Source organism: Pimelobacter simplex, from assembly GCF_024662235.1.
Lineage (GTDB): Bacteria > Actinomycetota > Actinomycetes > Propionibacteriales > Nocardioidaceae > Nocardioides.
This window is the reverse complement of the sequence record NZ_CP096277.1, coordinates 69,235-93,418: the sequence shown is the minus strand read 5'-3', so window position 1 is coordinate 93,418 and position 24,184 is coordinate 69,235. Positions and strand designations below refer to the sequence as shown.

Annotated in this window: 23 protein-coding genes; 17 read left to right on the top strand and 6 right to left on the bottom strand. The window is 69.0% G+C overall.

Annotated elements, in window-relative coordinates; all coding sequences use genetic code 11:
* The first annotated feature begins 83 nt into the window (after positions 1-83).
* On the top strand, positions 84-1,328 hold the full coding sequence (locus tag M0M48_RS30450; protein WP_257750619.1) for an IS256 family transposase: 1,245 nt from the start codon (positions 84-86) through the stop codon (positions 1,326-1,328).
* 211 nt (positions 1,329-1,539) lie between these two features.
* Here M0M48_RS30450 and M0M48_RS30445 read toward each other — a convergent pair whose 3' ends face one another.
* The 3 genes from M0M48_RS30445 to M0M48_RS30435 form a co-directional block, all read right to left on the bottom strand.
* On the bottom strand, positions 1,540-2,154 hold the full coding sequence (locus tag M0M48_RS30445) for a hypothetical protein (protein ID WP_257754529.1): 615 nt from the start codon (positions 2,152-2,154) through the stop codon (positions 1,540-1,542).
* 436 nt (positions 2,155-2,590) lie between these two features.
* Positions 2,591-3,127: an ankyrin repeat domain-containing protein gene (locus M0M48_RS30440; RefSeq protein ID WP_257754528.1), complete on the bottom strand. Its 537-nt coding sequence runs from the start codon at positions 3,125-3,127 to the stop codon at positions 2,591-2,593.
* A 128-nt stretch (positions 3,128-3,255) separates the two neighbouring features.
* Positions 3,256-4,494 (bottom strand): IS256 family transposase, encoded by a 1,239-nt coding sequence (locus M0M48_RS30435; RefSeq protein WP_257751311.1) that lies wholly within the window; start codon positions 4,492-4,494, stop codon positions 3,256-3,258.
* A 433-nt stretch (positions 4,495-4,927) separates the two neighbouring features.
* Here M0M48_RS30435 and M0M48_RS30430 point away from each other — a divergent pair, with 433 nt between their 5' ends.
* The 10 genes from M0M48_RS30430 (at position 4,928) to M0M48_RS30385 (ending at position 16,010) form a co-directional block, all read left to right on the top strand.
* Positions 4,928-5,881, top strand: a complete 954-nt coding sequence (locus M0M48_RS30430) for a hypothetical protein (protein WP_257754527.1) — start codon at positions 4,928-4,930, stop codon at positions 5,879-5,881.
* 61 nt (positions 5,882-5,942) lie between these two features.
* Entirely contained in the window at positions 5,943-6,164 is a 222-nt protein-coding gene (locus M0M48_RS30425) for a hypothetical protein (protein ID WP_179648648.1), read from the top strand.
* A complete protein-coding gene (locus tag M0M48_RS30420; RefSeq protein WP_257754526.1) occupies positions 6,161-7,006 on the top strand; it encodes a hypothetical protein in 846 nt (281 codons plus the stop codon). The genes M0M48_RS30425 and M0M48_RS30420 overlap by 4 nt, the downstream gene beginning before the upstream one ends.
* A 38-nt stretch (positions 7,007-7,044) precedes the next feature.
* Complete coding sequence (locus M0M48_RS30415) at positions 7,045-7,338, top strand: hypothetical protein (RefSeq protein WP_224126678.1); 294 nt, start codon at positions 7,045-7,047, stop codon at positions 7,336-7,338.
* Positions 7,338-8,213: a hypothetical protein gene (locus tag M0M48_RS30410; RefSeq protein WP_257754525.1), complete on the top strand. Its 876-nt coding sequence runs from the start codon at positions 7,338-7,340 to the stop codon at positions 8,211-8,213. The genes M0M48_RS30415 and M0M48_RS30410 overlap by 1 nt, the downstream gene beginning before the upstream one ends.
* A gap of 1 nt (position 8,214) precedes the next feature.
* Positions 8,215-9,015 (top strand): hypothetical protein, encoded by an 801-nt coding sequence (locus M0M48_RS30405; protein WP_257754524.1) that lies wholly within the window; start codon positions 8,215-8,217, stop codon positions 9,013-9,015.
* Positions 9,012-11,009 (top strand): type IV secretion system protein, encoded by a 1,998-nt coding sequence (locus M0M48_RS30970; protein ID WP_308220396.1) that lies wholly within the window; start codon positions 9,012-9,014, stop codon positions 11,007-11,009. The genes M0M48_RS30405 and M0M48_RS30970 overlap by 4 nt, the downstream gene beginning before the upstream one ends.
* A gap of 73 nt (positions 11,010-11,082) precedes the next feature.
* A complete protein-coding gene (locus M0M48_RS30395; RefSeq protein WP_257754523.1) occupies positions 11,083-12,588 on the top strand; it encodes an SCO6880 family protein in 1,506 nt (501 codons plus the stop codon).
* Complete coding sequence (locus tag M0M48_RS30390; RefSeq protein ID WP_257754522.1) at positions 12,588-14,123, top strand: ATP-binding protein; 1,536 nt, start codon at positions 12,588-12,590, stop codon at positions 14,121-14,123. Before M0M48_RS30395 ends, M0M48_RS30390 begins: the two co-directional genes overlap by 1 nt.
* A 642-nt stretch (positions 14,124-14,765) precedes the next feature.
* Complete coding sequence (locus M0M48_RS30385) at positions 14,766-16,010, top strand: IS256 family transposase (RefSeq protein ID WP_257750619.1); 1,245 nt, start codon at positions 14,766-14,768, stop codon at positions 16,008-16,010.
* A 59-nt stretch (positions 16,011-16,069) separates the two neighbouring features.
* Here M0M48_RS30385 and M0M48_RS30380 read toward each other — a convergent pair whose 3' ends face one another.
* Positions 16,070-16,459: a four-helix bundle copper-binding protein gene (locus M0M48_RS30380; protein ID WP_151580648.1), complete on the bottom strand. Its 390-nt coding sequence runs from the start codon at positions 16,457-16,459 to the stop codon at positions 16,070-16,072.
* Between the two features lie 53 nt (positions 16,460-16,512).
* Here M0M48_RS30380 and M0M48_RS30965 point away from each other — a divergent pair, with 53 nt between their 5' ends.
* The 6 genes from M0M48_RS30965 to M0M48_RS30350 all read left to right on the top strand — a co-directional run bounded on the left by M0M48_RS30965 (position 16,513) and on the right by M0M48_RS30350 (position 22,278).
* Complete coding sequence (locus M0M48_RS30965) at positions 16,513-17,043, top strand: ArsR/SmtB family transcription factor (RefSeq protein WP_224126685.1); 531 nt, start codon at positions 16,513-16,515, stop codon at positions 17,041-17,043.
* Between the two features lie 178 nt (positions 17,044-17,221).
* Positions 17,222-17,776 carry a DUF305 domain-containing protein gene (locus M0M48_RS30370; RefSeq protein WP_240249157.1) on the top strand — a complete coding sequence of 185 codons (555 nt, stop codon included), beginning with the start codon at positions 17,222-17,224 and terminating at the stop codon, positions 17,774-17,776.
* A gap of 30 nt (positions 17,777-17,806) precedes the next feature.
* Entirely contained in the window at positions 17,807-20,224 is a 2,418-nt protein-coding gene (locus tag M0M48_RS30365; RefSeq protein WP_151578555.1) for a heavy metal translocating P-type ATPase, read from the top strand.
* A gap of 28 nt (positions 20,225-20,252) precedes the next feature.
* Entirely contained in the window at positions 20,253-20,807 is a 555-nt protein-coding gene (locus tag M0M48_RS30360; RefSeq protein ID WP_151578556.1) for a hypothetical protein, read from the top strand.
* A gap of 127 nt (positions 20,808-20,934) precedes the next feature.
* Positions 20,935-21,576, top strand: a complete 642-nt coding sequence (locus M0M48_RS30355; protein WP_151578557.1) for a DUF305 domain-containing protein — start codon at positions 20,935-20,937, stop codon at positions 21,574-21,576.
* A 120-nt stretch (positions 21,577-21,696) separates the two neighbouring features.
* Complete coding sequence (locus M0M48_RS30350; RefSeq protein ID WP_257750618.1) at positions 21,697-22,278, top strand: hypothetical protein; 582 nt, start codon at positions 21,697-21,699, stop codon at positions 22,276-22,278.
* Between the two features lie 321 nt (positions 22,279-22,599).
* On the opposite strand, the gene M0M48_RS30345 is transcribed toward M0M48_RS30350, so the two are convergent.
* Entirely contained in the window at positions 22,600-23,952 is a 1,353-nt protein-coding gene (locus M0M48_RS30345) for a dihydrolipoyl dehydrogenase family protein (protein WP_257750617.1), read from the bottom strand.
* Positions 23,949-24,176 (bottom strand): hypothetical protein, encoded by a 228-nt coding sequence (locus M0M48_RS30340; protein WP_257750616.1) that lies wholly within the window; start codon positions 24,174-24,176, stop codon positions 23,949-23,951. The genes M0M48_RS30345 and M0M48_RS30340 overlap by 4 nt, the downstream gene beginning before the upstream one ends.
* Between the last annotated feature and the right edge of the window lie 8 nt (positions 24,177-24,184).

Genomic DNA, 24,184 nt, shown 5'->3' with positions numbered 1-24,184 from the left:
GCGCGTGCCTCCAACGTAGGCGCGGCCACCGGGTGGATCCTTCGAGTGATCTGCGAAAACCGACTCGAAGAAGGACCACGACGATGACCGCTGGACCCAGTATCGACCCTGCACAGTTCCTGAACGAGCAGCTGTCCCAGGCCAGTCCTGATCTGATGCGGGACCTGCTCACCACGTTCGTCAATGCGCTGCTCTCGGCGCAGGCCGACGCGGTGTGCGGCGCCGGCTACGGCGAACGCAGCATGGAGCGCGTCAACTCCCGCAACGGCTACCGGCACCGCGACCTCGACACCCGCGTCGGCACTCTGGACGTCGCGGTTCCCAAGCTGCGCACCGGTTCGCTGTACCCCGAGTGGCTGCTGGAGCGCCGCAAGCGAGCAGAGCGGGCACTGACCAGTGTGGTCGCGACCTGTTACCTGCTCGGCGTCTCGACGCGGCGGATGGACAAGCTGGTGCAGACCCTCGGCATCACCGGCCTGTCCAAGAGCCAGGTCTCGGTGATGGCCAAGGAACTCGACGAGCACGTCGAGCAGTTCCGCACCCGACGGCTGGAGGAGGCCGGGCCGTTCACCTTCGTGGCCGCCGACGCGTTGGTGCTCAAGGTCCGCGAAGGTGGCCGGGTGGTGCCGGTCCACGTGCTGGTCGCCACCGGCGTCAACGCCGACGGGCACCGCGAGATCCTCGGCGTGCAGGTCACCAGCAGCGAGGACGGCGCCGGGTGGCTGGCCTTCTGGAGGGATCTGACCGCCCGCGGCCTGGCCGGGGTCAAGCTCGTCACCAGCGACGCCCACGCCGGGCTGGTGGCCGCGATCGGCGCCACGTTGCCCGGCGCCTCGTGGCAGCGCTGCCGAACCCACTACGCGGCGAACCTGATGTCGGCGACGCCGAAGTCCTCGTGGGGCTGGGTCAAGGCGCTGCTGCACTCGATCTACGACCAGCCCGACGCCGACGCTGTCCACGCCCAGTTCGACCGGGTCGTCGACGCCCTGGCCGAGAAGCTCCCCAAGGTGGCCGAGCATCTGGAGGACGCTCGTGCCGACATCCTCGCCTTCACCGCGTTCCCGAAGGAGATCTGGCGCCAGATCTGGTCCAACAACCCCAACGAGCGCCTCAACCGCGAGATCCGCAGGCGAACCGACGTGGTCGGGATCTTTCCCGACCGGGCCAGCATCATCCGGCTCGTCGGCGCCGTCCTGGCCGAGCAGCACGACGAGTGGGCCGAAGGCCGCCGCTACCTCGGACTCGACGTCCTCGCCCGCGCCCAGGCCGTCGACACCTGCGTCGTCGAGGAGGTGACCGAACCCGAACTCCAGGCCCTCACAGCCTGACCGACACGCCCAACCGAGGGATCAACCTCGTACACCACCCCAGCGGACTTGACCCCGGGCACCGTGCGAACTCTCGGGGGAAGGTCGTGCCTACTCGCAGCCGTGCCGACTCCAAGATTGAAGCCCAGGTGAGTGAAGGTCGATGAAGCTCCCGCGGGCGAAGTTGACGTAGCGGCGCTGACCGAGCGAGCCCAACGCTCCGGGTTGGGACCTAACGGGAGAACAAGTAGATCGGCAGAACGATGAGCAGACCGAAGGCGGCCGCCACGTAGGTGAGCTGGAAGAGACCCGTGGTGACGGAGTTCCAGAAGGGTATGGGTGCCGGAACTGCTGTGCAGCCACATTGGCGGCACGGCACCACCCGGCCGCCGTCGCCGAGGCCGAGGACGGGACCCCAGCCCGATCGGTGCCAACCCCAGGTGTGGTCGCATCTCGGGCACTTGGCGTGATCGGTCGAAGTGAACAACTTGTCGAATGCGTCGCGTCGCTGAGTGCTGCTCTGGCCAGTCTGGATCGGGATGCCGGATGCGAGCCGATCGAGTTGCGTCTTGGCGAATGCCATTTCGTCCGACCATCCGAGGCGCCCAGCGACTTCGATGAACTTCGAGGCGATCGGATTCATTGTTTGTCCGGCCCATGGCCCCTCGGTGTTGACCTTGACGAACAATTCGCGCCACAGGGCCTTGTCAGGGCTCGGGGTGTCGTAGAAGTAGTCCGCGATGCAGCGACACGACTCGGTCACGGCCTTGCCGGCGTTCAAGAACTCGCCGCGCTGCACACGTACGGCACGGCTGATCTCGTCCACCAACGCGGCGCGGGCGCTCACAGTGGACATCCCAGCCTCCCCTTCTCGCTCTTTGCCCAGGAGCTGAGGTCTCCCACCGGCATGCCTTCGACGCTGCTGACCGCGCCCTCCATGCGGCTGGAGCCCAACCTAACGCGAGTTGTTCAACGACACGTGAGCAAGTTCCAACTTCGCCGAACTCGCGGGGCTGACCATTGACGGACCCGGCTCGGTCGCACGGGGTCGTCAATGGAGGTGCCGAGAGATTCCCGCATGCCGCGCGTCGCCCTGTGCTTCATTCCGGACAGGTCCGCCGGCGACGGCCCTCCACGGCGCTGCAGTCTGCGAGTCAACGGACCGCGGGAGAAGTTGTGCCAGCCGCACTCCTCAGCGGCCCCGCTGCGCCCCAAAGCCACAATCGGCGACAGGTGAACCCTGAAACGGGCGGAGCTGTGCGACGGCATCAAAGGCCCGACGTTTAGTGCTGTGTCGCTCCATGAGAGCGGAGCAGTTGCTCCATTTCCCAACTGTTGCGATGAAGGCCGCGAGCGGCGAGTGACAGCGGCGTGCCTTCTTCGGAGCGAGCATTTGGGTTCGCCCCAAGTTCCAACAGTACTCGCGTCGCTTCAAGGTCTCCGGGCATCACGCTGCGGTGCAGTGGTGTGTTACCCCGACTGTCGGTGGCCTCGATGTCGGCGTTGCCCGCAACCAGAATCGGAATCACGGTGACCTTGCCGCGGTTGGCCGCGATGTGAAGCGCGGTATCCCCCGTTGCATCTTGTAGGGCGGGGTCGGCGCCGTTCTCGAGCAGCCACGTCACCATGGCGGCATTGCCCTGGTGAGCCTGCCGAGCCAAAGGGATCATCCGCCCAATGCCGGGCACGTCGAAGCCGTTGATGTCGGCACCCTTTGCGATCTGGGCCTGAGCCTCGCGAGGTGTGTCGGCTGCGAAGAACTTCCGGGTCGCCTTTTCGGCACTCCCTCCAAACAAACCCACGCGTACCTCCGTGCTCAACGAGATCGTCCGTTGCCCGCAATTTATAGCGCTGTGGTCAGGCTCGCACAGGGCTTCGCCTGCTCCGCGATCCGCGCGCCGAGACAGAGCCCCGCGGGGTGGTGGGCTTTGAGGGGATCCTCGGTGTCCTACTCGCCGCTGTCGATGGCGGCGTGGTCACCAGTATCCATCGGGTCGTTGAGCAGCGCCATGGACTCCTCTGAGAGGTAGCGGCGATCGCCGGCGATCCACTCGTCGTGCATGTCGATGAGGACCGCGCCGACCAGTCTGATCACGGCGGCCGCGTTCGGGAAGATCCCGACCACTCGGCTGCGGCGCTTGATCTCCTTGTTGACCCGCTCGAGCGGGTTGGTGGACCAGATCTTGCGCCAGTGGGCCTTGGGGAACGCGGTGAACGCGAGGACCTCGGCCTTGGCCTCGTCCATCAGCGGAGCGACCTTGGGGAACGACTTGGCGAGCTGGTCGCGGACCTCGTCCCACGCGGCGGCGACGGCCTCGGGATCGGGCTGGGCGAAGATCGTGCGGAACACCGCGGCGACCATGTCGGCGTGGCTCTTGGGCACGTGCGCGAGCAGGTTGCGGGCGAAGTGGACCCGGCAGCGCTGGTGCGCGGAGCCTTGGAAGGACCGCTTCAACGCCTTCACGAGCCCGGAGTGCTGATCGCTGATGACCAGCTGCACTCCGGACAGGCCGCGCTGCTTGAGGCTGAGCAGGAAGCTTCGCCAGAACGTCTCGTCCTCGCTGTCGCCGACGTCGAGTCCGAGGACCTCCCTGCTGCCGTCGGCGGCGATCCCGGTGGCGACCACGACCGCCATGGATACGACCTGGCCGCCCTTGCCGGGCTTGTTCCGGACGTGGAGGTAGGTCGCGTCGAGGTAGACGTACGGGAAGGGCGTGTGGTCCAGCGGCCGGGTGCGGAACGCGCCGACCGACTCATCGAGCTGCTCACAGATCCGGGAGACCTCGGACTTGCTGATCCCGGAGTCGGCGCCGAGGGCGACGACCAGGTCGTCCACGCTCCTGGTCGAGATGCCGTGGACGTAGGCCTCCATCACCACCGCGTACAGCGCTTGGTCGATCCGGCGCCGCGGCTCCAGGATCGAAGGGAAGAACGATCCCTTGCGGAGCTTGGGGATCCGCAGCTCGACGTCGCCGGCCTTGGTAGCCAGCAGCTTGGGACGGGTGCCGTTGCGTTCGGTGACGCGGTCCTCGGTGCGCTCGTAGCGCTCGGCGCCGATCGCGCCCGCAGCTTCGAACTCGACGAGCTCTTGGAGCACAGTGCGGACCGACTCGCGGATCATGTCGACGCCATCGCCGGTGCGGAACGCCTCGAGCAACTCAGACAGGGCAGACTGGGACAAGGCCATCGGTGGTTCTCCTTCAGTGCGTGACTTGGTCGTTTCACACCGAAGATCCCGCCGATGGCCGCCTACTTCACGCAGCCCCGCCGCTGACCCTCAAACCCCACCACTCCACGGGACTCTCCTCGCGCCCGATCGGTCACCGGGACATCAGCTGTACACGCCGGCAGGTTCAGCGTCTGAGAAGTCCACCGAATCAGTAGATCTTGACAAGTGTTCGCCATTGTCCAGATTGGCTGCATCTCGACATTCGACGAGGCCGCGCAAGGGGCCGCCCAGAATCTTCTTCAACTTTCGGGGGGACGCCCTCTGACCTGCGCAAACGTGCGTCCCCCCTCAGCGTCCCCCCTCGAAATCCGGGGTTTCGGGGGACGGATGCGGGGACGCCCGCTCGCGACCTTTCTGCCGTGCTCAGCCACGGACGAAAGGAGCGAGTGCGATGAGTGTGGGAGACCAGCTCGGCCTCGACGACAACAGCGAACTGCTCGACCAGGCCCGCCAGAAGTGGCCGGCCTGGGTAGCAGCGGATCCTCGGCTCGGGGTTGTCGAGGAGTTCGACGACCTGCGGGCCTGGCTGCCCTCGGCGGACAGCTCAGCCTCTGACGAGGTCCTCCTGGCGCTGGCCATGCTCGCGGCCCCCGACGGTGGCGACGAGATTGCCGCGGCTGCCGCGCTCGCCAAGTGCCTGCTGCCGGGTGCGTGCCGGCTCGCCGGCTGGCTGAGCACCCTGCCGCCCCGCGAGGTCTTCCGGGACAGCCAGCCCGTCGCCGCCGGCTCCTGGTCAGCCGTCCAGCGGATCGACGAACTCGTGGCCTCCCAGCTGTGGATCGAGGTGCGGACCTTCAAGTGGCGCCGGCTGCGCAAGGTCGCAGCGAACATCCTGATCAACACCCGGGTCGGGGTACTCCGCGAGGTCGGCGACTTCTTCCACGTCTCCCGCGCCGACCGCACCTGGGCGAACACCACCCTCGTCGAGTCCTTCTCCTCGGGCGACCTGACCAGCCCGGACGGCGGAGCTGAGTACCAGGCGGCCATGCCGACCGAGAGGTCCGCCGGCGCACTGTTCCACCGGCCCGAGATCCTCGCCGACGCCGGCCCCGAGCAGGAGGAGCCGTCGGCCACCGAGGAGCTGCTGGAGCTGCTGGCGTGGGCCTGCGAGAACCAGGTGATCAGCCCGGCCGACCGCTACCTGCTGCTGTGCCTGGTCGACGAAGCCGACCGGATAGAGACCCGAAACCTGACCCGCGGCTACGGCGGCCTCCTCAGCAACGAGGTGTCCAGCCGCGTCGCACCCCGCATCGGGGTGTCTGAGGCCACCGTCCGCCGCCACGGCTCGCGCACCGTGCGCGCCCTCGCCGCGGCCGCCCCAAGGAAGTTCGGCCATGACGAATGAGCGCAACCGTGATCGCTCCCACCGCCCCGAGACACATAGGCGACTGGAGGTGGTGAAGCCCATGACAAACACCCAGGACGACGGCGAGAGCCGGACGCCGGAGCAGATCGCCGAGCTGTTCGCGATCGCCGGCCGCGAGACCGAGGCGATCGAGCAGCTCACCGGCTGCGTCGCCCAGCTGCACGAGGTGCAGGCCGCCAAGGCCCAGCTGGCCAGCCTCACCCCGGCCGAGGTCCGTGCCGCGCTCGAGTACCGCCGCGGCGGCCTCGGGGAGGCCCAGTGAGCACCCAGACCTCGAGCCGCCCGGTCGGCGTCGACGAGCTCAAGCGGGCCTGGAACGCGGTGAGCGCAGGCGAGTTCCGGACCGGCCCCGGCGCCGGCAAGGGACCCCGCGGCCGCGGCACCGCCGCCGCGGACAACTGGACCCCGTCGGCGGGTGAGCACACCATCGCGGTCATCGGCTGCGCCGGGTCGGTCGGGGCCAGCACCGTCGCCTTGGCCGCCGGCCTCGCAGCGGCCAGCCCGGTCCGGGTCATCGAGTGCTGCTCGGTCACAGCGTCGGGCCTCGCCGCGGCCAGCACCGCCGAGCTCGGCCTGCACCCGACCGACTGGCGCCAGGGCAAGCGCGAACACGTCCTGCTCGAGCGGGCCAGCGAGGTCCTCGCCGGCGTCGACGAGGTTCCACTGCCGACCGAGTCCGAGCACGAGACCCAACTGACCATCCTCGACATCGGCTGGGAGGCCGGCCAACTTCTGGCCACCGACTGCTGGCTCGCCGAGGCCGTCCGCACCGCCGACCAGATCGTCCTGGTCACCACCGCCACCGTCCCCGGGATGCGCCGCGCCTCGGTCGCGCTCGAGCTGCTGGCCAACCACTGGCAGCCCGAGCAGATCACCCTCGCCGTGCGCGGTCCGCGCCGCAAGAAGTGGCCCCGGGGCCTCGAGCACGCCGGCGGGCCCGCCGTACGGCGCGCCCTAGTCGCAGACCGGTGCGTGGAGATCCCCGAGGACCGCGAGCTCGCGGTCAACGGCCTGGACTCCCGGCCCGTCCCGGCCCCCCTGATCTCGGCAGCCCGCCAGCTGCTCGAGCCCGCACACCTGTGCGACACCAGCGAAAGCGCCTGACCCACCGGGGGTCAGCAACCCAGAAAGGAAGTCCACCCATGGACGTCATGACCGCTGTTCTCCCGATGGCCGCCAAGGTCTGCCCGAAGGCACCCCCGGGTGCTGTCGGACCCACCAACGAGATCACCAGCTACGTGCTGTGGGGCGTCATCGTCCTGTTCGGTCTCGGCATCATCATCGCCATCGGCGCAATCATCGCCGGCCGAGTGTTCTCCCTGCCGCACGCCTCCAAGGTCGGCGTGATCTCGGTGGTCGTCGTGTTCGCCTGCGCGATCGCCTACCTGGTCCTGCCCGGCATGCTCAACGGGATCCTCGGCAAGGGCTGCATCTGATGCGGCGCGCAGCCACGAAGAAGGCCGAGGCCACCACCGAGTGGGGCCGGCGCCGGCTGCTCGGCATCCTCGCCGCCGCCGTCGCCGTGGCTGTGCTCCTGCTGGTCGGCCTCGTCTACGCGGTGTACCTGGCGATCGCCGGTATCGGGGACGAGGCGAACGCGAACACCGGCGCGGCCACCGGCGAGACCGACCACTCGACGGTGGCCCGCGGTGCCGCACACCGCGACGACATCGCGGCCGAGCCGATGCTGAGCGTCCCCGAGGGCGCGGCCTTCCCGGCCGAGACCACCAGCACCAAGGCCCCGGAGATCAAGATCCCGGCCGGCGCCGGCGTCAACGGACCCGCTTTCGTGATGACCGGGTTCCCGCAGACCCCCGAGGGCGCGATCGGACAGCTCGCCCAGATCGACCTCGCGGTGCTGCAGTCGATGAGCCTGACCACCGCCGAGGAGGTCTACAACGCCTGGGCGCTGCCCGGCGGCGTCCGCGCGGAGGACTGGTGGATCACCGCCAGCGTCCGGGCCTTCCTGTCCAGCACCGGGATGGGCGAGGTCAAGGACCCCAGCGCCTCGGTCTCCCTCGAGCCGGCCGGCGCGCTGATCAAGGGAACCGACGGCCCCGACTGGGCCACAGTCTGCGTGCTGATGAAGGTCAGCGCGACCTACAAGTCCGAGGGCCAGATCGCCTTCGCGCACTGCGAGCGCATGCAGTGGGTCGGCGGCCGCTGGATGGTCGCCCCCGGCACTCCGCCGGCACCCGCACCCGCAACCTGGCCCGGCACCCAGCTAGCCCACGAGGCCGGCTGGCGCACCTGGTCCACCGACCACACGACCGAACCCACCAACCCCGGCGACCACGAAGGGGAGCACTGACATGCGCAACGAGATGAGCAACCGGATCAACGGCCCGATGGGGGAGTCCCGCACCACCTTGCTGCGTGTGGGCGTCCTGGTGGTGATCGCCGCCCTGGTGGCCACCGCCGTGTGGCTCGGAGCTCGAGGACGCGCCGACGACAACGGCGGCACCGACAAGACCTCCGGCGGATCGAGCCAGACCGAGGGGCAGAACGTCTCGGTCGAGCAGGTGGCCCCGGACACCGCCCCCGCGGACGGCGTCGTGATCCCGACCGGCGCCGAGGTGGTCGACGGCCACCCCATCCGGTTCCCGGCCACAGACCTCGGTGCGGTCGCCCTGCAGGTCGAGGTCGCCAAGGCACAGCTCGGGTTCGACTACGACCAGGCCGCCGCCGTGGCCGGCCTGTACGCCGCCCCCGAAGACAAGGCGGTCTTCGAGCAACGCGCCCGCGACGCCGTCGCGCTGCGCCGCCAGCAGGCCGGCGTCCCGAAGCAGGGCGACGTCCCGCCGCCCGCGTCGTACGCCGTGACACCGATCGCCTACACCCTCGAAGAGCTCGACACCGGCTACTACGCGGTGAACCTGCTCAGCTACGTCACCCTCACCACCGCCAACGGCAAGGTCAGCGATGGCCTCTACGCCGGCACCCAGCTGATGCGCTGGACCGAGGTCGACGGAGTAGGGGACTGGCGCCTGGTCCAGGGCAGCGATGAGGACATCGACCACCTGGTCTCCACCGGCCAGCCACAGGCGGTCGCGCCGGGCACCCCGGAGTACAAGCAGGCCGGCTGGATCCCGATCGACGGAGCGCCCCAGTGATCGCCGCTGTCGTCGACCGAGTGACCAGGCTGGGCATCGCCGCGCTGGCCGTCCTCGTCCTCACCACGCTCGTCGGTGCCGCCACCGCGCTGCAGCCGCCCGCCGCGGCCGCGGCCGAGCCGGTGGCCCGCACGGCCGCCACGACGGCCCGGTCCGCTCCGGTGGCGGCCACCGGCCAGCTGCCGGCCCGTGACGTCAAGATGGGCTGCCCCGGCCCGGACGCGCTGTGCGACCTCGGCGGCGACGCCGTCGACTGCGCCAAGGACCCGATCGACTGCGGCAAAGACGCTGCCGGCGAGGTCAAGGACGGCGCCGGGAACCTGATCAACGGCGCCGGCGACGTCCTCGACGGCGCGACCGGACTGCTCCCGGACGGCTGCGGCATCCTCGACGCGATCTGCGACGGCGGATTGCCTGGACTCCCGGGCTTGCCGGGGGTCCCCGGGATCCCCGGCATCCCTGGCCTCCCGAACGTCGGCGACCTGTTCGGCGGCGGCATCCCCGGCCTGGGCGACATCCCCAACCCGTTCGAGGCCATCGGCGACGTCATCGCCAAGGCCGCGGCCGATGCCTGGACCGCAGCCATGCTCGCGGTCTGGAACTCCGGCCTGTTCGTGCTGCGCATCGTGCTCACGTTCAGCGAGCTGTTCTTGACCCCCGACCTGCGCGCCGACGGACCGGGCAAGGACGTCTACGCCTTCACGCTCTGGCTCGCCCTCTCACTGGTGGTCATCTTGGCGATGATCCAGCTCGGCGCTGCCGCCTTCAAGCGCGAAGGGAAGGGCCTCGCGCGGGCGTTCATCGGCGCCGGCCAGTTCGTCGTGGTCTGCGCCTGCTGGTTCGGCTACTGCGTGATGATCGTCGCTGCCTGCGGCGCCATCACCAAGGCGCTGATGAAGTCGCTGCTCAAGGTGCAGACCTGGCCCGACTGGGACCCCCTGGGCGGCCTCGGCATCGATGACATCACCGACGCCGGCGTGGCCACCGCGCTCGCGTTCCTCGGGATCTTCCTGTGGCTCGCCGCGATCGGGCACGTCCTGGTCTACCTCGCGCGCGCCGCGTCGCTGCTGGTGCTGACCGCCACCGGCCCGCTGTCGGCGGCCGGCCTGGTCTCGGACTTCACCCGCTCCTGGTTCTGGAAGTCGCTGCGCTGGTTTCACGCCGCGGCCTTCACGCCGGTGCTGATGGTGATGGTCCTGGGCATCGGCGTGCAGTTCGCCAACGGTGTCGCCGCCCACCTCGCCGACGACACCGCCAAGGCGTTCGGCACCGCCCTGCCGGCAGTGATGACGATCCTGATCAGCGTCGTGGCGCCGCTGGCTCTGTTCAAGCTCCTGGCGTTCGTCGACCCGGGCACCCCCAGCGGCGCGTCGTTCCGACAGGGCATGGCCATCCAGGGCGGCCTCCAGGGCCTGCTCGGCGGCGGTGCCGGCGGCGGCGGTTCATCGGCCGCGTCGACCACGGACGCCAACGGCCGGTCTTCGGGTGAGCAGAGCGCGGAGGCCTCGACCGGTGACCGGTTCAACAAGTCGACCCAGGGCGTCCTCGGCAGCTTCGGGCCGGTCGGCCAGGCGCTGTCGACCGGCATGGGCTGGATCAACTCCGCCGGTGCCAAGGCGACCTCGCTGATGTCGGACGAGACCAACCAGGCCGGCGTCGGGCAGAGCACCTACGGCCCGGACTTCAGCGGCATGGGAGGCCGTCAGTCCGGCGGCCAGTCCGGCGACCAGAGCAGCGGAACGCACCCCGGTTCGCAGGGCGGCGGGGACTACGACCCGCAGATGCCGACTCCGCCCATGCCGCCTGCTCCGCCGACACCTCCGACGCTGCCCACCGGCGGTGCGCCTGGTGGCGGCTCGGGTGGCGGTCAGGGCGGTGCCGGCGGTGCCGGAGCAGCTCCCAAGACCCCGGCTGCCGGTGGCGGTGGGGGAGCGGCGGGCGGCGCCGGTGGTGCCGCCGCGGCCGCCGGCGGGATCCCCCCGGTGGCGGTGTAGCGATGCGCCGCCCGATCCGCCTCACCCCCCTGCCGACCCACCCCGACCTCATTGACCCGGAAGGAAGCCGACGATGACCATCTACGCCGACTACCAGCGCGACCGCATCGGCTGGTTCTTCGGCCTCTCCGGAGGCCAGCTGATGTTCCTGGCGCTGGCCAGCCTGCCGGCGTTCTGGGCGATCAGCCGCGGGGCGTGGTTCTCCGCGTTCCTGTTCGCCCTGGTCTGGCTGTTCCTGCTGGCCATCACCGTCATCCCGGTCCGGGGCCGCTCGGCCACCGGCTGGGTGTTCGCCTCGACGGCGTACGCCGTGGGTGGGCTGCTGGGCTGGACCTCGTTCAGGGCCAAGGCCACCCAGGGCCGCGGCGAGGACCTCGACACCCCGGACCTGCCCGGGGTGCTGCAGGGGGTCCAGATCCACGACGGCCCGCCGCACGGCTCGCAGCTGCAGCGCGTCGCGGTGATCCAGGACCACGCCACCAAGACGTGGGCGGTCACCGCCGCGATCGTGCACCCTGGCATCGGCATGAAGGACGTCGAGGAGCGCAACCGCTACGGCGAGGCGCTCGCCGGGCTGCTCGACGTCGCCGGGCGCACCGAGAAGGTCGACGAGATCCTCTTCATGGTCCGCACCGTCCCCGAGGACGGCGCCGAGCGCGATCTGTGGGTCACCAAGCACCGCCGCGCCAACGCCCCGGAGCTGGCCGAGGTGGTGAACAGCGACCTGGCCCACGGCCTCACCCAGGCGTCGGTGCGCACCGAGACGTTCGTGACGATCGTCGTCCCCGAGACCCGGATCGCCCGGTCGGCCAAGGAGTCCGGCGGCGGCTTCGAGGGACGCTGCCGCGAGATCTACCTGCTCATGGCTGAGATCGAGGCACAGCTGCGCGGCCCGATGGGCATGACCTCCGTCCGGTGGCTCACCTCGCCCGAACTCGCGCTTGCCTGCCGGACCGGGTTCGCCCCCGGCGATCGCGCCGGCATCGTCGAGGCCCTGGCGATGCGGGAGAAGGAGCCGGGCGTGAACGCCGACGTCCCGTGGGCGATGGCCGGCCCGTCCGGTGCCGACGCCACAGTGCGGCACTACAGCCACGACGCCTGGAACTCGATCAGCGCCACCATCAAGCTGCCCACCCGCGGCGTGGCGATGGGCGCACTCGCACCGATCCTCACCCCGAGCGAGTCCGGCGAGCGGCGCTCGTTCGTCGTCGCCTACCCGATCGTGTCCCACTCCAAGGCCGACCGGCAGTCCGGCAACGCCGAGTGGGCCGCCGACCTGGCCGAGGGCATGAACGAGAAGCTCGGCCGCAAGACACGCGCCAAGCAGCGCGACGAGGCCCACAAGGCCCGCGGACTGGACGCAAAGCTGGCCCGCGGCAACTCGCTGACCCGCCCCTACGCGGTGTGCACGGTCACCGTCCCCAAGACGCTGCGGATCACCGAGTTCGGCCGCCGCCTGGACGCATCGGTCCGCCGCGCCGGGTTCGCGCCGCTGCGCCTCGACCTCGCCCAGGACACGGGGTTCTCCGCCTCGACCATCCCGCTCGGAACGAGCCTGACCCGGAGCGGAGACGCCTGATGACCACCTCTCGCCGCAACCGCCGCGGCGGCCGCGACATGGCCGCCCTGCTGTCGGACTTCGGTCACGACCTGCCCACGATCGCCGCCCTCGAGCCGGAGGCCAAGGAGCCCCGGATCTTCAAGTACGCCCCGCGCCGCGGTGCAGCTCGTGGCGGCCGCGGCTGGGCGGCCGCCACGGCGCCGGCGTCGGCCTGGCGCATGACCAGCGACCAGGCGCCGGTGTTCTGGCCGTTCGTCTCCGCGCCCGCCCTGCCCCCGACCGGCGCGCAGATGGGCGTCGACCAGCTCTCGGGCGGCTCGTTCTACTGCGACCCGTTCGGGTGGGTGCTGCGCGACGACGTGCCGGCGACCAACCCCAACATCTTTCAGTTCGCCAAGCCCGGCAGCGGCAAGTCCGGCACCACCAAGGCGTTCTGCACCCGGATGATGCCCTTCGGCTACCGCACGCTGGTCACCGGCGACGTCAAGGACGAGTACGAGTCCCTGTGTCGCGCGCTCGGGGTCGAGCCCTTCGTCATCGCCCCCGGCTTCTGGGCGCGGGTCAACCCGCTGGACATGGGCCCGCTCGGCGACGGCTGGAAGGACCTCTCCGCCGAGGAACAGCAGCGCCGCGCCACGATCATCTTCAAGCGCTGGCTGGTCCTGGTCCGCGGCCTCGTCGGGTCCATGAAGATCGACGACGAGCGCCGGGTCCCGTTCGGTCCCGACGAGAGCGACGTCGTCCGCAACGCACTGCAGATCCTCACCGGCTACGCCGCCGGCAACACCGTCCTCAAGGAGACGACCATCCCGCGTCTGTGGGACCTGCTGCGCAACCCCACCGAGGAGCTCGTCCGGGCCTGCGAGTACGCGAACACCCGCGTGTTCCTCGACGACACCCGGCTGCTGCGCAACGCACTCGGCGAGCTCGTCACCGGCACTCTGGCCGGCCTCTTCGACGACTTCACAAACATCGAGGTCGACTGGCGCGCCCCGATCCAGTCGTTCAGCCTCTCTCGGCTCGACGGCCTGGGCGATGAGGCGGTCGGCATCGCGCTGCTGTGCATGAACTCCTGGGGCCGCGGCCTGCGGGAGATCGCCGAGCCCGGCGACCTGCGCATCGTCGTGCGCGACGAGGTCTGGAAGCAGATGCGTCTCGGAACCGCCGCGGTGGCCAGCTTCGACGCCGACCTGCGGCTCTCCCGCGGCATGGCCGGCAAGGGCGGCGACATCCAGTTCTGCAACCTCCACAAGCCCTCCGACCTGCTCTCGGTTGGCGACGCCGACTCCCAGGCCGCGATGATCGCCAAGGACCTCCTCGAGCTGGCCGACATCAAGATCCTCGGCGCCCAGAAGCCTCGCGTCGCCCGCGAGCTCGACTCGATGCTCGGTCTCGGCCCGATCGCCCAGGACCTCGTCTCCGGGTGGGCGATGCAGGACAAGGGCCGCGCGCTGTGGTGCATCGGCGACGCCACCTACAAGGTCCAGACCGTGCTGCACCCACTGGAGAAGAAGCTCTACTACACCAACGAGGCCATCGAGGCCGCTCTTTAGAAGTTCGCGCGAATTTTGACGGTTCTGCGACGAACCTGAGCATACGCAACGTCCTCGAGTGTGTGCGGACACTCAGGTTCGGAGAAGCCGGGGACGTGGCATGTCGTGTGCCAGATCTGGAGCCGTCACCGAGAAGGAGTAGCGGCGATCGGGTCGGCCCCGCGGGTTCACCGTTGGCGGTTCCCTATGCGGTGATGGGGCCCTCACCTCCGAGGGCAGGCGTCCCCGCGAGTACGTCGTAGAGCGGAACCCAGATGCCGCGCCGCGACCGCGAGCATGTTGGGCGCGCTTGCACTGCACAGTGACCGGCCAAGTGTGCGGCGGAGGCCGCGACGCGGGCCCGGTCAGCCGGGGCCCGCGTCGTCGATCATGATTCCGGTTCTCGGTGAGACAGTGCTGTATGTCGTAGTTTGGACTGCCTGACCCACGCTGACCTACGGGTGGACCCCTTGTGCCAGCTTGGAACGAACGCACCCGGCCGTGGAGCTATGGCCACGAGGGTCACCGGACCGACCTCTAAGTGGAGTCCAGCAGAGTGGTGTACGACGGACCTGAGTGAGCGCGTGCCTCCAACGTAGGCGCGGCCACCGGGTGGATCCTTCGAGTGATCTGCGAAAACCGACTCGAAGAAGGACCACGACGATGACCGCTGGACCCAGTATCGACCCTGCACAGTTCCTGAACGAGCAGCTGTCCCAGGCCAGTCCTGATCTGATGCGGGACCTGCTCACCACGTTCGTCAATGCGCTGCTCTCGGCGCAGGCCGACGCGGTGTGCGGCGCCGGCTACGGCGAACGCAGCATGGAGCGCGTCAACTCCCGCAACGGCTACCGGCACCGCGACCTCGACACCCGCGTCGGCACTCTGGACGTCGCGGTTCCCAAGCTGCGCACCGGTTCGCTGTACCCCGAGTGGCTGCTGGAGCGCCGCAAGCGAGCAGAGCGGGCACTGACCAGTGTGGTCGCGACCTGTTACCTGCTCGGCGTCTCGACGCGGCGGATGGACAAGCTGGTGCAGACCCTCGGCATCACCGGCCTGTCCAAGAGCCAGGTCTCGGTGATGGCCAAGGAACTCGACGAGCACGTCGAGCAGTTCCGCACCCGACGGCTGGAGGAGGCCGGGCCGTTCACCTTCGTGGCCGCCGACGCGTTGGTGCTCAAGGTCCGCGAAGGTGGCCGGGTGGTGCCGGTCCACGTGCTGGTCGCCACCGGCGTCAACGCCGACGGGCACCGCGAGATCCTCGGCGTGCAGGTCACCAGCAGCGAGGACGGCGCCGGGTGGCTGGCCTTCTGGAGGGATCTGACCGCCCGCGGCCTGGCCGGGGTCAAGCTCGTCACCAGCGACGCCCACGCCGGGCTGGTGGCCGCGATCGGCGCCACGTTGCCCGGCGCCTCGTGGCAGCGCTGCCGAACCCACTACGCGGCGAACCTGATGTCGGCGACGCCGAAGTCCTCGTGGGGCTGGGTCAAGGCGCTGCTGCACTCGATCTACGACCAGCCCGACGCCGACGCTGTCCACGCCCAGTTCGACCGGGTCGTCGACGCCCTGGCCGAGAAGCTCCCCAAGGTGGCCGAGCATCTGGAGGACGCTCGTGCCGACATCCTCGCCTTCACCGCGTTCCCGAAGGAGATCTGGCGCCAGATCTGGTCCAACAACCCCAACGAGCGCCTCAACCGCGAGATCCGCAGGCGAACCGACGTGGTCGGGATCTTTCCCGACCGGGCCAGCATCATCCGGCTCGTCGGCGCCGTCCTGGCCGAGCAGCACGACGAGTGGGCCGAAGGCCGCCGCTACCTCGGACTCGACGTCCTCGCCCGCGCCCAGGCCGTCGACACCTGCGTCGTCGAGGAGGTGACCGAACCCGAACTCCAGGCCCTCACAGCCTGACCGACACGCCCAACCGAGGGATCAACCTCGTACACCACCCCAGCGGACTTGACCGACCTCTACGCCAGATTGGCGAGGAGGTCGCGGCAGGCTTGTTCGCAGCGTCGGCAGGCTTCGGCGCAGATACGGCAGTGCTCGTGCATGTCGGCATGGCTTTCGCACTCGTCGCCGCATGCCTTGCAGGCGGTCGCGCAGGCTTCCAGGAACGCTCGGGTCACATTCGCGTCGTACCCGGTGTGGCGTGACAACGCGTTCCCGGTGGCGACGCAGATGTCGGCGCAGTCGAGATCAGTACGAATGCACTTGGTCAATTCGGCGACCATGTCCTCCGACAGACACGCGTCGGCACACGCGGTACAAATCTGTGCGCACTCGAAACAGGCCGCGATGCACTCGGCCAGCTTTTCCTTGTCGATGTTGCCCAAGTCCTTCGGGTAAGCCTCCAGCATCTTGGTGTGAGCCACGGTTCCTCCTCTAGTTACGGCGGCGAGGTCATCCCGGCATGGTGCTCTTGATCCGCCGCTCTCCTGACGTCTGTACCCAACCGGACGAGCATCATCCGCATAGCCGCACGGATATCGGGTACTTCCGCGGGGTGACTGACGACCATCCGGTCCGCGCTCGCGTAGACGCGCCCGACCAGAACACCGGTGGCGGCGACCGGCACCAGCACCCGGTCGATCCGAGACGGGTTGCCTTGGCCCGCGAGCGCCTGCCGTCGGCAGAGGAGGGAGACCGGCTCACCAGCGTGCTCTCGTTGATGGCCGATCCCACCCGGGCACGACTGTTGTACGCGCTTGACGTGGTCGAGGAGCTTTGTGTGGGCGACCTCGCCATTGCGTTGTCGGTGAGCGAGGACGCAGTCTCCTACGGACTTCGGGTGCTGCGTACCGCCGGGCTGGTGAGACGACGCAAGGAGGGCCGGATCGTGTACTACCGGCTCGCAGAGGGCTTTCCCGAGCCGCTTCGTCAGCACTGTCTACGTCAGCTCATCGAGATGTCTCGCGCTCCAATCGAGGACGACGACGTCTGACGCCGAGCTGAGCGACATCAACCACCGCAACTGACCCCCATCGGAAAGGGCAATCCCCATGTCATCGCCTCATACGCAGAAGCCGTCCGGTGCCAGCGAGCCCAGTGACCGGGAGAAGCCCGAGCAGCAGAAGGGGGACAAGGCCCATGAGCGGCGGATGTACGTACGTTTCGGACTGATGATCGCCACCTCCACGGTGGTGATGTTCGTCTTGATGTACTCCAACGTCTTCGCCTTTGACCACGTGCGGTGGAGCGAGGAGCGCTTCTACATGGCGCTGTTGATGGGCGGCGCCATGGCGCTGGTGATGTTCGCGTTCATGCGCAGCATGATGTACAAGAACCGCGCCTACAATCTCGTGCTCGTGGCGGTGGCGCTGCTGCTCGGTGCAGGTGGGCTGTACCTCTCGCGTTCCCAGGCGTTGGTCGACGACCAGGCGTACATGAAGGGCATGATCCCGCACCACTCGATCGCCATCTTGACCAGCGAGCGGGCCGACATCGATGACGTTCGCGTTCGAGAACTCGCCGACGAGATCATCAAGGCCCAGCGCAAGGAGATTAAGGAGATGGACTGGCTGATCGAGGATATCGAGAAGAACGGCCCGGCCACCACTCAGGAGGAAGCCGATCAGCGTCCCGTCCCGAGCTTCGAGGGAACCGCCGCCAGCAGCCTCGATGATGTCAGTGATGCCCTTGCCATGTTGGCCCTGTTCGGCGTCGAACTGCCTTGACCGTATACCCTAGGGGGGTATAGTGGAGTCATGAATGCGCACACCCATCGTCCCGACGCCGCCACGATGGACCAGGTCACCGACCCGGTGTGCGGCATGAAGGTCGATCCGTCCGTGGCCGAGCACGCGGTCGACCACCGCGGTGAGCAGTTCTACTTCTGCTCAGCCGGCTGCAAGGGCAAGTTCCTCGCCGACCCCGGCCAGTACACCGGCCATGGCTTCCCGGACCGTGCCGCAGGCGGCCGCGCCGGGCATGCAACCGAGCCAGGACATGGGCAGCCGACCCCGAGTGAGGGCGAGTCGGTCGAGTACACCTGCCCGATGCACCCCGAGATCCGCCAGGACGGCCCTGGCACCTGCCCCATCTGCGGGATGGCCCTCGAGCCCGTGATCGTCACCGCGGACACCGGCCCGTCCGAGGAACTGCGCGACATGACCCGCCGCTTCTGGGTTGGAGTCGTCCTGTCTATCCCGGTCGTGATCCTTGGCATGGGCCGCGATCTCGTCCCGTGGCTGCACGACAACATCTCCGCTACCGCGTCGGCGTGGACCCAGCTCGTGCTCGCGACCCCGGTGGTGCTGTGGGCCGGGTGGCCGTTCTTCGTCCGCGGCTGGGCGTCGGTGCGGACCCGGAACCTCAACATGTTCACGCTCATCGCGATGGGCACGGGCGTTGCGTGGCTGTTCTCCGTCGTCGCCACCGTCGCGCCGGGCATCTTCCCTGCCGCTTTCCGTGAGGACCGGGCCGTCGAGGTGTACTTCGAGGCCGCAGCCGTCATCACCACCCTCGTCCTGCTCGGGCAGGTCCTCGAGCTTCGCGCGCGCGAAGCGACCTCCGGCGCCATCAAGGCCCTCCTGGACCTGTCCCCCAAGACCGCGCGCCGCGTCGGTGAGGACGGCACCGAGGAGGAAGTCACTCTCGACCAGGTTGAGATCGGGGACATGCTGCGCGTCCGCCCCGGCGAGAAGGTCCCGGTCGACGGGCTCGTTGAGGACGGCAAGTCCGCTGTCGACGAGTCCCTCGTCACTGGCGAGTCCATGCCCATCACCAAGAACGTCGGCGACAACGCCATCGGCGGCACCCTCAACCAGACCGGCGCCTTGCTGGTGCGCGCCAACGCGGTCGGCCGCGACACCATGCTTGCCCGCATCGTGAACATGGTGGCCGAAGCCCAACGCTCCCGCGCACCCATCCAGCGCACCGTCGACCGAGTCTCAGCAGTCTTCGTACCCGCCGTCATCGGCGTCGCCGTGCTCGCATTCATCATCTGGGCGCTCCTAGGCCCCGATCCGAAGCTGGCTCACGCGCTCGTCGTCGCGGTCAGCGTCCTGATCATCGCCTGCCCGTGTGCCCTGGGCCTGGCCACACCCATGTCCATCATGGTCGGCGTCGGACGCGGCGCCCAGATGGGCGTCCTCATCAAGAACGCCGAAGCGCTCGAGCTGATGGAGAAGGTCGACACCGTGGTCGTCGACAAGACCGGCACCCTGACCGAGGGCAAACCCGCCGTCGTCGCCGTCGAGCTCGCCGAGGGCTTCCACACGCACACCGCCGACGAACTGCTGTGGCTCGCGGCCGCGGTCGAGAACGCCTCGGAGCACCCGCTGGCTCGCGCCATCGTCGACAAGGCCCAATCCTCCCTGGCAGCCGGGACCGAGTCCAGCGCAGGCAGGCTGCCCGAGGTCGCTGACTTCGACGCACCCGCCGGCAAGGGTGTCCTCGGCATCGTCGAGGGCCGCGAGGTGCTTATCGGGACCGCCGGGTTCCTCACGAGCCAGGACATCGACCCCGCGCCCCTGGCCGACAAGGCCGACAAGCTGCGCCGCACCGGCGCGACCGCCGTCCTCGTCGCCATCGACGGCACCCCAGCCGGCGTCATCGGCATCGCCGACCAGGTCAAGGACACCACCCCGGCCGCGCTCACGGCGCTGCGCAAGGAGGGCATCGAGGTCATCATGCTCACCGGTGACAACCAGGTCACCGCCGCCGCGGTCGCCGCCGACCTCGGCATCGACCGGGTCGAAGCCGAGGTGCTGCCCGACCACAAGGCCGACGTCGTCAACCGACTCCGTGCCGAGGGCCGCGTCGTCGCGTTCGCCGGAGACGGCGTCAACGACGCCCCTGCGCTCGCCGCAGCCGACGTCGGACTGGCGATGGGCACCGGCACCGACGTCGCCATCGAATCTGCCGGAGTCACCCTGCTCCGCGGCGACCTCAACGGCATAGCCCACGCCCGACAGCTCTCACATGCCGTCATGTCCAACGTCCGACGCGGTCTGGTCCTGGCGTTCGGGTACAACACCGCCGGCATCCCCATCGCCGCCGGAGTGCTGTACCCGGTGTTCGGGTGGCTGCTGTCCCCGGTCATCGCCGCGGCCGCGATGGCTCTCTCGTCGGTCAGCGTCATCATCAACGCCCTGAGGTTGCGAACCCAGCGGCTGCCCTGATTCCTGTGTTTCCGTACCATCGAAGCCGATGAGCCCCGTGCCCGCGACCAGCCGCCGCACCCGCAACTCCCTGTGGGCGCGGACGGCTGCGCGGCTGACCGGCCGCAGCGCAGTGGCCGCCCTCGTAGCGGCCCTGGTCGTCGGCATCCTCGGCATGCATGCCCTGGCCAGCCACGGCGCTTCGCCAGCCGCCACGGTCCCAACGCCCTCAAGCACGATGAGCATGACGAGTACGGCGGCCATGACTTCTGCCCATGAGGCGGCGATGGCCTCGGGGGACTCGCACGACGGACACGCGCACTCCGCCGCGACGCAGTCCTCGATGGCAGCCCCCGAGGCCAGCGTTGAGGTCAGTGCTGACGCTGGTTCCGGCTCGGGTCACGGCATGGCGAGCATGGTGATGCTGTGCGTCGTCATGCTCGCCGCTGCAGCGCTCACGCTGCTGGCGCTCCTCGCCAAGGGCTTCCTCCGGCCGCTGCAGTCGGAGGCGTTCATGCCCGCAGCCGTCCGCGTACGGGCGCTGCGGTGGGTGCGTTGCACCGGGCCACCCCATGAGTGGCAGTTCTCCGTCATCAGGTGCTGACAGGCCCTGCGACCGCCCGCCACCGCTGACCTCGACCGTCAGAGTTCGACACCAGCGTCCCGGCCGGGTGCCGCTTCCGCCTGCCCGCAACACCCCACCTGACTACCTGACTTCCAGGAGAACTCGCATGCAAATCAAGACCAAGACCCGTACGCGCGCCCTCGGCGCCGTCGCGCTCACCCTTGTCCTCGGCGCCGGCGTCACCGCCTGCGGCGACGACACCTCCGACGCGGGCGGCCAGTCCGAGGTCAGCGCCACCGAGCACAACGACGCCGACGTCGCGTTCGCGAGCGACATGATCGCCCACCACGCCCAGGCGCTGTCGATGGTTGACCTGACCATTAAGCGCGACCTCGACCCCGAGGTCCAGGCCCTCGCCGAGGACATCCGCGACGCCCAGGGCCCGGAGATTGAGACCATGGCCGACTGGCTCACCCAGTGGGGCGAAGACGTCCCCGAGACCATGCGCGACCACGTCAACTCCGGCCACGACATGGGCGACATGTCCGACAACATGGACGACATGGACCACGACGACATGCCCGGAATGATGACCTCCGAGGACATGGACGCCCTCGAGAACGCCTCCGACGCCGAGTTCCAGGACATGTGGCTCGAGATGATGATCGAGCACCACGAAGGCGCCATTGAGATGGCCGAGACTGAGCAGGAAGACGGCCAATTCAAGGACGCCGTCGACCTCGCCGGACAGATCATCGACGCCCAGCAGCAGGAGATCGACATCATGCGGGGCCTCCTCGACTCCTGAACCCGCAGCGCAGGTGGACGCCACCGTGGCGGTGGCGTCCGCCCTGTTCGTGTGCCCCACGTCCCGCACGCCGCCGGCGACCCAACCGAGGCACGCCACCACAGCAAAGGGAACACCTCCATGAAGACACCCACCCCCGCTCAGCTGGCGGCCGCCGCCGTCGCAGCAATCCTCACCCTCATCGCCGCCGGATGCGGCACGGACCCGGCGGCCACCGATGCCACTAGCGAGACCAGATCGAGTTCGTCGAGCTCCGCCGGCGTTGAGCCCGATGACATCTCGCTCCCGCCATGGCCAGCACCCGGCGACGTTCCTGCGCGGGTCGCCGCCGCCGGCCTCGACCTCGGCCCGATGGGCACCGCCGAGCACTACCACCCCACGCTGGCCATCACCATCAACGATCAGCCGGTCCCCGTCCCGCCCAACATCGGCGTCGACCCCGATACCGGCGCCATGTCCGCGGTCCACACCCACGAAGGTGACGGCACCATTCACATCGAAGCCCACACCGTCGGGGAGAAGTTCACCCTCGGCCAGCTGTTCACCCAGTGGGGCGTCGCCCTGACGCCGACCCAGATCGGTGGCGTCAAGGCGAACGCCGGTGAGGAGGTGAGGGTGACCAGCAACGGTGCCCCCGTGACCGGCGACCCCGGCGACCTCGAGCTCGAACCCGAGCAGGAGATCGAGCTGACCCTTCCATGACCCGCGCCCACGCCGAAGTGGTCCGCGACCTCGCTGGAGGGACCGTTGAGGGTGGTTGTCCCCAGTGGCACCGCACGTACGCTCTCCGGCCTGGACGTTCCGAGAGCAGAACCGCCAGTGGCGATCTGGTCCGCTCGGATCTTCTGTGGCGAGGTCGTCCCGGCAGGGGATCCTGCTGGGCACGCTCCGCGAGTCGATTCGCTTGCGGCCACGGTGCACCACATCTGCTTGCCGTCAAGCGGACGTGACCACAGCCGGACCGTCGCTCGGAGCGTGCCACCACAAGGCCCTACTTCGGTGCCCCGGGCCGGAACGACGCACTCAAACCATGGATCCGAGATCGGACCCCACGGTCGGGTACGCAGCGGTGGTCGACTTGAGTTGACGGGTGGTGAGCCCGAGCTTGATGGCTAGGCCGAAAATGTTGATGAGCTCCCCGTACTCGGGTCCCAGCAGATGGGCGCCCACGACCCGGTCCGTGGACCGGTCGATGAGTACCTTCGCGGCCGCGGTGGTCTCGCCGACGCGGTAGTTGGAGTACCAGCCGCTGGTGTCGTTATGACGGACGCTCAGGTCGATGCCTTGCTCGAGAGCCTCCGTTTCGAGCATGCCGACGCGGGCGAGCTCGGGGATGGTGAACACCGCCGCAGGGATGCCGCTGTAGTTGGGAGCGGCCGTGGTGCCCTTGATCATGTTGGAGGCGGCGACCTTGGCCTCGATGACCGCCACCGGTGTCAGCGGCATCCCCGCGGTGTCCGCGGAGTCCCCGGCAGCCCACACGGCTGCGTTCGTGGTGCTCTGGAGATGATCCGAGACGCTCACGCCACGCTCGCCCCATTCCACCCCGGCGGCGTCGAGGGCAAGACCGGCGAGGTCCGCGACACGACCCGCGCCGTGGACGACGAGGTCGGTCTCGATGCTCTCGCGGACTCCGGCCCGGTCCAGAGTGACGATGTAGCCGCGGCCGTTCGGCTCGACAGCCACTACTTCGGTGAAGCGTCGCAGGTCGACACCGACCTCGGCGCCACGGGCGACCAGCAGCTCGACGAGGTCGGGGTCGAATCCCTTCAAGGGTCGTTCGCCGCGGTCCACGATGACCGGTGACGCGCCGGCACGGGCGGCGATGTGGGCGAACTCGAAAGAGATGAAGCCGCCTCCGACGAACAGGATCCGTGGCGGCAGGTCGTCGAAGTCGAGGAAGCCGGTGCTGTCGATCAGGTGTTCGTGCCCCGGGAAGTCCAAGGGGCGGGGCCTGGCGCCGGTGGCGATCAGGAAGCGGTCGGCGTCGTAGCGGGTGCCGTCGACGTCGATCTGTCGCTCGGAGGTGAAGCGCGCCGGGCCGTGGAGGGTCTCGACGCCGTGGCGGCTCAGGCCGGCCTCCATGTTCTCCGGCACCGGGTCGGTGAAGCCGTGCTTGTGCTTCATCAGGTCGCCCCAGTTGATCGACAGGCCGCCCGCGTCGATGCCCTTGCCCTCCATCAAACGTGCGCTGTCGATGATCTCCGCGCCGCGGCGAAGGATCTTCTTCGGGTCGCACCCCCGCAGCGCGCACGTGCCGCCGTAGGGCAGCGGGTCGACGATCGCGACGCGCCACCCCTGGCTGGCGGACTTGTTCGCAGAGGCCACACCGGCCATCCCGGCGCCAAGGACGATCAGGTCATAACTTTCGCTCATCGGTGGTTCTCCTTCAGCGGGTTGTTGGTGGTCTCGTTGACGTCTGACGCGGGACATCTCCGGCGCCGCACCCGCGTCACCCATCCGAGGACGACGAGCACGAGGCCGACACCGATCAGGGCCCAGCTCTGGAGGGACATGCCGGCCACCGCACCTAGCAGCCCCAGCGACAGCAGCACCGGCAGTCCGCAACAGATGCCGACTGCGCCGACGACGGCGACCACTGGTCCGA

Bases quoted from the DNA above. Each gene is read 5' to 3' on its own strand.
- M0M48_RS30450 (WP_257750619.1), top strand. From the start codon at position 84: ATGACCGCTGGACCCAGTATCGACCCTGCACAGTTCCTGAACGAGCAG.
- M0M48_RS30435 (WP_257751311.1), bottom strand. From the start codon at position 4,494: ATGGCCTTGTCCCAGTCTGCCCTGTCTGAGTTGCTCGAGGCGTTCCGC.
- M0M48_RS30430 (WP_257754527.1), top strand. From the start codon at position 4,928: ATGAGTGTGGGAGACCAGCTCGGCCTCGACGACAACAGCGAACTGCTC.
- M0M48_RS30425 (WP_179648648.1), top strand. From the start codon at position 5,943: ATGACAAACACCCAGGACGACGGCGAGAGCCGGACGCCGGAGCAGATC.
- M0M48_RS30415 (WP_224126678.1), top strand. From the start codon at position 7,045: ATGGACGTCATGACCGCTGTTCTCCCGATGGCCGCCAAGGTCTGCCCG.
- M0M48_RS30410 (WP_257754525.1), top strand. From the start codon at position 7,338: ATGCGGCGCGCAGCCACGAAGAAGGCCGAGGCCACCACCGAGTGGGGC.
- M0M48_RS30405 (WP_257754524.1), top strand. From the start codon at position 8,215: ATGCGCAACGAGATGAGCAACCGGATCAACGGCCCGATGGGGGAGTCC.
- M0M48_RS30395 (WP_257754523.1), top strand. From the start codon at position 11,083: ATGACCATCTACGCCGACTACCAGCGCGACCGCATCGGCTGGTTCTTC.
- M0M48_RS30390 (WP_257754522.1), top strand. From the start codon at position 12,588: ATGACCACCTCTCGCCGCAACCGCCGCGGCGGCCGCGACATGGCCGCC.
- M0M48_RS30385 (WP_257750619.1), top strand. From the start codon at position 14,766: ATGACCGCTGGACCCAGTATCGACCCTGCACAGTTCCTGAACGAGCAG.
- M0M48_RS30380 (WP_151580648.1), bottom strand. From the start codon at position 16,459: ATGCTGGAGGCTTACCCGAAGGACTTGGGCAACATCGACAAGGAAAAG.
- M0M48_RS30965 (WP_224126685.1), top strand. From the start codon at position 16,513: ATGGTGCTCTTGATCCGCCGCTCTCCTGACGTCTGTACCCAACCGGAC.
- M0M48_RS30370 (WP_240249157.1), top strand. From the start codon at position 17,222: ATGATCGCCACCTCCACGGTGGTGATGTTCGTCTTGATGTACTCCAAC.
- M0M48_RS30365 (WP_151578555.1), top strand. From the start codon at position 17,807: ATGAATGCGCACACCCATCGTCCCGACGCCGCCACGATGGACCAGGTC.
- M0M48_RS30360 (WP_151578556.1), top strand. From the start codon at position 20,253: ATGAGCCCCGTGCCCGCGACCAGCCGCCGCACCCGCAACTCCCTGTGG.
- M0M48_RS30355 (WP_151578557.1), top strand. From the start codon at position 20,935: ATGCAAATCAAGACCAAGACCCGTACGCGCGCCCTCGGCGCCGTCGCG.
- M0M48_RS30350 (WP_257750618.1), top strand. From the start codon at position 21,697: ATGAAGACACCCACCCCCGCTCAGCTGGCGGCCGCCGCCGTCGCAGCA.
- M0M48_RS30345 (WP_257750617.1), bottom strand. From the start codon at position 23,952: ATGAGCGAAAGTTATGACCTGATCGTCCTTGGCGCCGGGATGGCCGGT.